This is a genomic window from Brucella oryzae (assembly GCF_041929965.1).
GTDB classification, from domain to species: Bacteria; Pseudomonadota; Alphaproteobacteria; order Rhizobiales; family Rhizobiaceae; genus Brucella; species Brucella oryzae.
This window is the reverse complement of the sequence record NZ_JBHEEO010000026.1, coordinates 43,889-51,868: the sequence shown is the minus strand read 5'-3', so window position 1 is coordinate 51,868 and position 7,980 is coordinate 43,889. Positions and strand designations below refer to the sequence as shown.

Sequence of the window (7,980 nt, the reverse complement as noted above, 5' to 3'; positions counted from 1 at the left end):
CGCTGTCGCAAAACGCGGCCCCTCCTAAAAAACAAAACCCGCCGAAAAATATCAACGGGTTTGTCAGCAGCCTGACGGCATCCCGCAAGGGATGCCGTTTTATCTTCTCTCTAACGCTGAACTTTTACGCCGAGATAGACGCTGTTAGCCTTATATTCGCGGTTGGAAATCTTGCTCGTCAGGAACTCGTGACGCAGGCGTGCATCGAGTCCGACGAAACGATTGATCCAGTAGGTTGCTCCGATCTGTGCGCCGATCGTGTAATCGGTTCCGGTGCCATCCTTGTTCTGCCGGATATTGGCGTCGAGCCTGCCATTGAGGCTAAGGTCGGAGCGTATGCGACGGGTCACGTCGAGGCTTGCGAAATGAAGGAGTGACCCGGCAATGCCGGGTGTGGTCGAAGTATCGACAGTGGTCTGTGCATAGAGGCGTACATCGGTTCCGCGCAACGGGGACCAGTTGAGCGCCGCATTGATCGACGGGCCGCTGATGTCGCTGAGACGAGAATCATCGCTGTTTGCACGCATGTAACCGGCGGCGAATTCGCCGCTCAGCTTCTCGCCCATATCCAGCATCATACCGCCGCGCAGGGCAAATTGCGATCCACTGCGCTTATAGCCATTGCTGTCCACCTTCTCGTCGAAGATGCGTTTGCCCAATTCAACTTCGGTGAAGGGCTTGATCGCCGGGGACAGGCTGAAGCCGCCGCGCAGCGTAATACTGGCATAGGTGTTGTCGCGGTCCTTCTGGCTGACCGTACCGCCGGATGACAGCTCCGCATCGCCGTAGATATTGTGCTCGACCCGCCCGGTTGCACTGCCGAAGATCAGGCCCATATCGCGTTCGACGCCGAGACTTCCGTTGAGGGTATGAACCAGAGGCCGTTGCAAGGCGCCGACGATCCCGTTCGGACTTGATGCGCTTTCACGACGCAGCTGATAGCCCGCACCGGTGTTGACGGTGGTTTGATCGCCGAGATCGAAGCGTATTTTACCCTGAATATCGACCCGCGGTTCCGAAACGTCTTCGCCCGAAATGGACTTGGCCCAGGTGCCGGATGCGTCCAGCGTTGCCTGATGGCGCGCCCAGTCCGACTGGGCATTGAGCCGCAATGTAGTTTCGTTGAGCACCGCACTGGAACCGGTTGCGCTGTTGTCGCCGTTGGTCGTAGCACGGATACCTTGCTCCAGCGATGGTCGGAGGATAAACGAACCCGTGCGAATGCCGACCGGCGCGAATGGATCGGCTTCCTGCGTGGAGCTGCGCCCTTGTTCGGGTAATTGACGAAGATTTTCGCGCTGTACACGCACCGCTTCATCGCTTGTCTGGCTATCAACCGAGCCGACACGAATATTGTCGGGCTGCAGCGACTGGCGATCTTGCGGTATGAGAGCTGCGGGAGCCGGTTGCACTGCGGTGGTCGGGTCTGACGCTGTCGTGTTTTCAGGCGGCGTGTAGCTTCCGTCGGTCGTCTCGCTGGCGCCGTCATCATATCTGGGCGCGGCAAGTCCGCGATTTGCGAGCGTTTCAGGCGAGGAGGCTGAAAGCACATCCTCGGCGACGCTCCCGCGTAGGTAGGCATCCTGGGCAAAGGAAGCGCTATGACTGATTGCCATGGCCACGCCCGATAGAAACAGGCATTGGAGCCTGCGGGCAATAGGCGCCGAACCGCCATAAGGGACCTTGGCAAAAAGCATGTCGTGTTTTCAAACCGTCGCAACGTGGTAGATGAACGGTAAAGGCACATGGTTAATTCTTAGTTGCTTTGGCCGAATTCACGATCATGCGCGCAGCACAAATGTTTGGACAACCGGCTGCGAAGAAGCTAACCCTTTCCGCCATGGAAAAGCTCGATCAGATCATCCCTCCGGCAGACGCGGAAGCGGCTATCGCTTCGGCGCTGCGCACCATAAAGACAGAAAATGCTGGCCTTACGGCGCTTGAAGAAGCGCTGAATAACGGCCTTTCCGTCCCCTTTGTCAAAGCGGTGAAGCGTATCGTCGCCTCGCGCGGACGTCTGGTGGTTACGGGCGTAGGCAAGAGCGGCCATATCGGCTCTAAGCTTGCCGCTACCTTCGCTTCGACCGGTACTTCGGCATTCTTCGTTCATTCTGCGGAAGCCAATCACGGCGACCTTGGCATGATCGGTCGCGACGATGTCATTTTGGCTATCTCATGGTCGGGCGAAACGGCGGAATTGAAGGGTATCGTCAATTATTCCCAGCGTTTCCGCATTCCGCTCATTGCCATCACTTCGCGCGAGGATTCAGCCCTAGGGCGGTCGGCTGATGTGGTGCTGCTTTTGCCGAAGACTGCCGAAGCCTGCCCGCATGGTCTGGCGCCGACAACCTCGACCATGATGCAGCTCGCCATCGGAGATGCGCTTGCAATCGCGCTTCTGGAAGCGCGCGGCTTTACCCCAAGCGACTTCAAGACCTTTCATCCTGGTGGTTCGTTGGGTGCCAGTCTCGTCCATATTCGGGATATCATGCATCGCGGCGAACGCCTCCCGCTGGTAAAAGTGGGTACGTCCCTGCCGGACGCGATGAAGGTTCTGGCGCAAAAGAGCTTCGGCTGTGTGGTGGTTGTCGATGATGGTGGCGATCTGGCAGGCATCGTCACGGATGGCGACATCTCTCGCAATCTAAGCCGCAATCTTGCGGCTTTGGCGGTTGACGACATCATGACACGCAAGCCGAAGACGGTGGACCAGAATATGCTGGCGACTGCTGCACTCAACACCATCAACGAAAATCATATTGGTGCGCTGATCGTGGTGGACACCGGGCGACCCATCGGGCTCGTGCATTTCCACGATCTGTTGCGGATAGGCGCGGCGTGAAAGGGAGTAAGGGAGTAAGGGAGTAAGGGAGTAAGTTAAAAAATAACTTGCTTTAGCTTATCCGATTCTTTCAAATTCCCCTATTCAGCGACTTCAATCTCCAGCGAAACCGGATCGAAAGCAATCACCCGGACTTCGGTGCCCGTGGGTAGATCGGGCCCTTTCACGCGCCACATCGTATCGTTAATACGGATACGTCCGCGACCATTGATGATCGGTTCCGTTAATGTGGCGCGCTGGCCCACCAGCTGTTCGCCGCGACGATTGAGTAAGGGTTCGTCGGCATCGGTGCTGCGCGAGCCGAAGAAGCGACGTCCCGCGAGCACGAAAATAACTGCCAGAACCAGAAACACAACGGTTTGAAACTGCCAGCCAAACCCTGTTGTCGAAGACAGGAGAAAGGCGAGCGCGCCGGTCACAAGTGCAGCAAGTCCGAACCAGATGAAGAAGAAACCGGGCGCCGAGATTTCCAGAATGAGCAGGACCAGCCCGAAAACAAGCCAGTTCCAGATGCCGAGACCGGACAGAAATTCAATAATCATGGCGCCCTCTCTTTTTTAACGCCCTGCAGGTGGAACGCTGCGTGGACGGGCAGGGGGCGGTGACTGTGGTGCCGGGTCTGTCGGCCGGATGCTGTCGCCAAAAACTTCCTTGGCAATCGCGCCAATGCCACCAAGTGAGCCGATAAGGGAGCTTGCCTCAAGCGGCATGAGAACGACCTTTTGGTTCTTGGCGCTGGCAATATTGCTGAGCGCTTCCGTATATTTCTGAGCAACGAAGTAGTTAAGCGCCTGCACATTGCCGTTTGCAACGGCATCGGAAACCATGGTGGTGGCCTTCGCTTCTGCTTCGGCCAGACGTTCGCGTGCCTCCGCCTCGCGTCTGGCTGCTTCCAGCTTGCCTTCGGCTTCGAGGATCTGCGACTGCTTCTGGCCTTCGGCGCGCAAAATCTGCGCGTTGCGGTCACCTTCCGCTTCCAGAACCTGCGCGCGCTTGTCACGTTCGGCCTTCATCTGGCGTGCCATCGAAGCGACGATGTCTTCCGGCGGATTGATGTCCTTGATTTCCACGCGCGTCATCTTGATGCCCCAGGGATGGGCCGCTTCATCCACCACGCGCAGCAGGCGATCATTGATCGCGTCGCGGTTCGACAGCAACTCATCGAGGTCCATCGAACCCATGACCGTACGAATGTTGGTCATTGTCAGATTGAGGATCGCATATTGCAGGTTCGCTACCTGATAGGCGGCCTGCGCCGCGTTCAGCACCTGATAGAAGGCTACGCCATCCACGCCTACAATGGCATTGTCGCGGGTGATGACTTCCTGCGTCGGCACATCGAGTACCTGCTCCATCATGTTGAGGCGCGCGCCGATGCGGTCGAAAAACGGCACGATCAGGTTCAGGCCCGGATTGAGCGTGCGCGTATAGCGACCGAACCGCTCGACCGTGTAATTATAGCCCTGCGGCACGGTCTTTATGCCGGCAAACAGCGTCGCCAGAACCAGCGCGGCCAGAATGAGCAGTGTTATATCGAAACCGGTCATTGTTTTTCCTTAAGGCAATAGGGCAGTAGGGCAAATAAGGCAGTAGGCGGATTCTAGCACAGATAGAACATACTGCCTTACTGCCCTATCGCCTTACTCCCTTCAATCTACACCCATCCCTGCAATTCGCGACGCACCAGTGTCTCGATGACCTTCATGCCGTCTTCGCTGTCATTCAGACAAGGAATATGGCTGAAATTCTCGCCACCATTTTCAAGAAATTCTTCAGCGGCCTCATTGCCGATCTCATCGACTGTTTCCAGGCAGTCAGCCACGAAACCCGGATTGAGAACAGCCATCGATTTGACCTCGTGCTTAGCCAGTTCCTTCACCGTTTCGTCGGTATAAGGCTGCAGCCATTCTTCGGGTCCGAAGCGCGACTGAAACGTGGAGCGAAACTGGCTGTCATCAAGTCCCAGCCGCGCCTGCAAAAGGCGTGACGTTTCGAGACATTGCTGGCGGTAGGGGTCGCCCTTGTCGGAATAGCTCTTGGGAATGCCGTGATAGGAAGCGAGGATCACTTCCGGCTTGAAGGACAGCGTTTCCAGATGCTTCTCGATGGAGCGAGCCAGAGCGTCGATGTATACCGGTTCCGTTTCATAGGACGGCACGATGCGCACTGCCGGCTGGAAACGCTTCTTCATGAGTGCTTCGAAGAACTTGTCGTTCACCGTCGCCGTCGTCGTCGCCGAATATTGCGGATAGAGCGGGAACATGACGATCCGCTCGCAACCTTGCGCCAAAAGGCGGTCGGTTACGCTTTCGATGGAGGGCTGGCCATAACGCATCGCCCAGTCCACGACCACATTGGGATATTCGGCAAGCGCCTTTGCAAGCTTCTCGCCCTGCGCGCGGGTATAGGTCCGTAACGGAGATTCGTTTTTCTCACGGTTCCAGATGCGGTCATAAAGCCTGCCGGAACGTTTCGGACGAGTGTTGAGGACGATGCCGTAAAGGATCGGATACCAGATGAGGCGCGGCCATTCGATGACGCGGCGATCCGAAAGAAATTCAGCCAGATAGCGGCGCATCGGGCCATAGCTCGTGCCATCCGGTGTGCCGAGATTGACCAGCAGGACACCCACCTTGGGCAGCTTTGCCTGCGCCTCCGGCTTGATTGTCTGGCTGGGTTTCTCCTGCACTTTATCCATTTCACTCATCTTCCGACTCCTGTTCAGCCGGAAAACTAGAGAAAAAAAGACAAATTACAATCCTGACAGTTGTCGCTGGCGAAATTCTATCGGCGCGGGTGTTTCCCGCGCCGTAAATATTTGAAATTTACGCAAGATATCGTGTGCTTATGCTGCAGCGCGACGCGTCAGGGAGAAGCGCGAGCCCGATGACGACGTGCAGTTGAGCTGCGATGGCGAGACGAGCGCGCAGTTCACCTTCGACGACGTGCCGCGCACGATGGAGCGCATGTCGATTTCAACAAGCTGCGGCGACTGGTAACGGTAGTTGCCCTCGGCTAGCTTCTCATTCGTGTCGGTGGCGCGGGTCTCGAAAATGCCGCCATTGAATGACGAGACAATGCCATTTGGATCGACCCAGCTACCTTCGATGCCAGCCGGGCCACGAGAGACAGTCGGAATATTGCCGCCGACTGGGCCGGTCGTTTCACACGCGGCCAACGCCAGCGACATGACTGCAAGAGGGGCAATGATGCGGAAGCGTTTCATATCCAAGCTCTCCATTAGAGCATTTCCAGGCCAGAACTGTGCAACGGCTGGCCTCTGAAATGCGTAAAACCAAGTAGTTAGAGCGGCTTCAACGATTCCGTGCTGATTGGAACCGCTCGAGGTTGATTAGTTTGATGTATTGAAACTTGCATGAAAACAAGCCCTCATTGTGAGGATTACGTGATTGTTGCGAAACTGCCGCAATGAAAATTGCCCGATTTTTGCCGGGCAGTTATTCAGTTAGCGCACCAGAATATTCCGGAATTGCCACGGGTCCTTGGTGTCGAGGCCTTCCTTGAACAGGTGACCGCGACCTTCCAGCGGCGTCCAGTCGGTGTAATATCCGTTCAAAGGACCCAGATATTGCATCTGGACTTCAAGGCAGCGGCGATAATCCATTTCATCAGTCTCGACGATGCCGCTCTGCGGATTCTCCAGTGCCCAGACCATGCCTGCCAGAACAGCCGAAGAAACCTGCAGTCCGGTTGCATTCTGATAAGGCGCGAGCTTGCGCGCCTCTTCAACGGTCAGCTGCGAACCGTACCAATAGGCGTTCTTGTCGTGACCATAAAGCAGAACGCCGAGTTCGTCGCTGCCGTCCAGAATTTCATGCTCTTCCAGAACGTGCTGCACCGGCTGTGCCTTGCCGCCCGCGCCGAACATTTCATCAAGTGCTAGAACGGCATCATTGCTCGGATGATAGGCATAATGACAGGTCAGGCGGAAATCGAGCTTGCCCTTCTTGTCGCGCAGGGTGAAGAAATCGGCGATGGAAATCGCTTCATTATGCGTGACCAGCAGGCCATATTGCGCGCCGAGCGTCGGGCACCAGGTACGGACGCGGGTATTGCCGCCGGGTTGTTCGAGGAAGATCGCGGCCTTGTTGCCCTTCTTCTGCTTGCGGGCATTCTTGGGCATCCATTTTTCATGGCTGCCCCAGCCAAGTTCTGCCGGCTGCAGGCCTTCGGCGATGAAACCTTCCACCGACCATGTGTTCCAGAACGTGTTGAAAGGCTTCGGCTCTTTTGCGCGCTGGGTGTCGCGTTCCGCGATGTGGATACCCTTGACGCCAGCCTTCTTCATCAGTTTCGCCCAGCCGTGACGGTCATCTGCCGCCGGTTCGGTGAAGTCGAGTTTCAGTTCGCTCGCAAGGTCGACAAGCGCTTTCTTGACGAACCACGAGACCATGCCCGGATTGGCGCCGCAGCAGGAAACGGCGGTCGGGCCGCCGGGGTGCTTGCGCTTTTCGGCGCGAACCGTTTCGCGCAATGCATAATTGGTGCGCGAGGCATTGTCGGCTTTTTCATCGAAATAGAAGCCGAGCCAGGGTTCCACTACCGTGTCGATATAAAGTGCTCCATGTTCGCGACTGTAACGCATCAGATCGAGCGATCCGGTATCGACCGAAAGATTGACAATGAAAGGCTGGCCTTCCGCTTCTTTCAGGAGAGGCCCGAGAACCTTCTTGTAATTGTCCTTGGTGATCGCTTCCTTGAGAAAGCGAATGCCCTTGTCATCGAGGATCTTGCGGTTGGCTTCGCTCGGATCGATCACGACCATGCGGGATTTGTCGAATTTGAAATGACGTTCAATCAGCGGCAGGGTACCGCGCCCGATCGACCCAAAGCCGATCATGATGACGGGGCCGGTTATCTCACCATAGACTTGCCATTTCGCTTTCGCCATTTTCTTCCTCTTGGTAGCCGCAGAATTGCGGTGTCGGGCCATTCATATCCCGGTTAGAGCATTTCCAGCAAAAGTGCGAAGCGGTTTTGCGTCGGATAATGCGTGAAACAAATAGCTAGAGCGGTTCCGACGATTCCGTTTAAACCGGGACCGCTCTAGCTTACGCGCGGGAACGATAACACAACTTCATAAAAAGAAAGAAACGTCACAAACCTATGACATCAAT

General features: G+C 56.3%; 7 protein-coding genes. 1 reads left to right on the top strand and 6 read right to left on the bottom strand.

Annotated elements, in window-relative coordinates:
- Positions 1-110: 110 nt before the first annotated feature.
- Positions 111-1,697, bottom strand: coding sequence for an outer membrane beta-barrel protein (locus JNC70_RS19965; RefSeq protein WP_104756742.1), 1,587 nt, complete (start codon positions 1,695-1,697; stop codon positions 111-113).
- Between the two features lie 143 nt (positions 1,698-1,840).
- Here JNC70_RS19965 and JNC70_RS19960 point away from each other — a divergent pair, with 143 nt between their 5' ends.
- Positions 1,841-2,842 (top strand): KpsF/GutQ family sugar-phosphate isomerase, encoded by a 1,002-nt coding sequence (locus JNC70_RS19960; protein WP_104756756.1) that lies wholly within the window; start codon positions 1,841-1,843, stop codon positions 2,840-2,842.
- 80 nt (positions 2,843-2,922) lie between these two features.
- Here JNC70_RS19960 and JNC70_RS19955 read toward each other — a convergent pair whose 3' ends face one another.
- The 5 genes from JNC70_RS19955 to JNC70_RS19935 all read right to left on the bottom strand — a co-directional run bounded on the left by JNC70_RS19955 (position 2,923) and on the right by JNC70_RS19935 (position 7,754).
- Positions 2,923-3,384: an NfeD family protein gene (locus JNC70_RS19955; protein WP_104756741.1), complete on the bottom strand. Its 462-nt coding sequence runs from the start codon at positions 3,382-3,384 to the stop codon at positions 2,923-2,925.
- A gap of 15 nt (positions 3,385-3,399) precedes the next feature.
- The gene (locus JNC70_RS19950; protein ID WP_104756740.1) at positions 3,400-4,389 is read right to left on the bottom strand and encodes an SPFH domain-containing protein; all 990 of its coding nucleotides are present in this window, start codon (positions 4,387-4,389) and stop codon (positions 3,400-3,402) included.
- 107 nt (positions 4,390-4,496) lie between these two features.
- Positions 4,497-5,549, bottom strand: coding sequence for a ferrochelatase (gene hemH, locus JNC70_RS19945; RefSeq protein WP_104756739.1), 1,053 nt, complete (start codon positions 5,547-5,549; stop codon positions 4,497-4,499).
- Positions 5,550-5,687: 138 nt separating this feature from the next.
- Positions 5,688-6,068 carry an outer membrane lipoprotein Omp10 gene (gene omp10 / locus JNC70_RS19940; protein ID WP_104756755.1) on the bottom strand — a complete coding sequence of 127 codons (381 nt, stop codon included), beginning with the start codon at positions 6,066-6,068 and terminating at the stop codon, positions 5,688-5,690.
- A gap of 240 nt (positions 6,069-6,308) precedes the next feature.
- Complete coding sequence (locus JNC70_RS19935; RefSeq protein ID WP_104756738.1) at positions 6,309-7,754, bottom strand: homospermidine synthase; 1,446 nt, start codon at positions 7,752-7,754, stop codon at positions 6,309-6,311.
- Between the last annotated feature and the right edge of the window lie 226 nt (positions 7,755-7,980).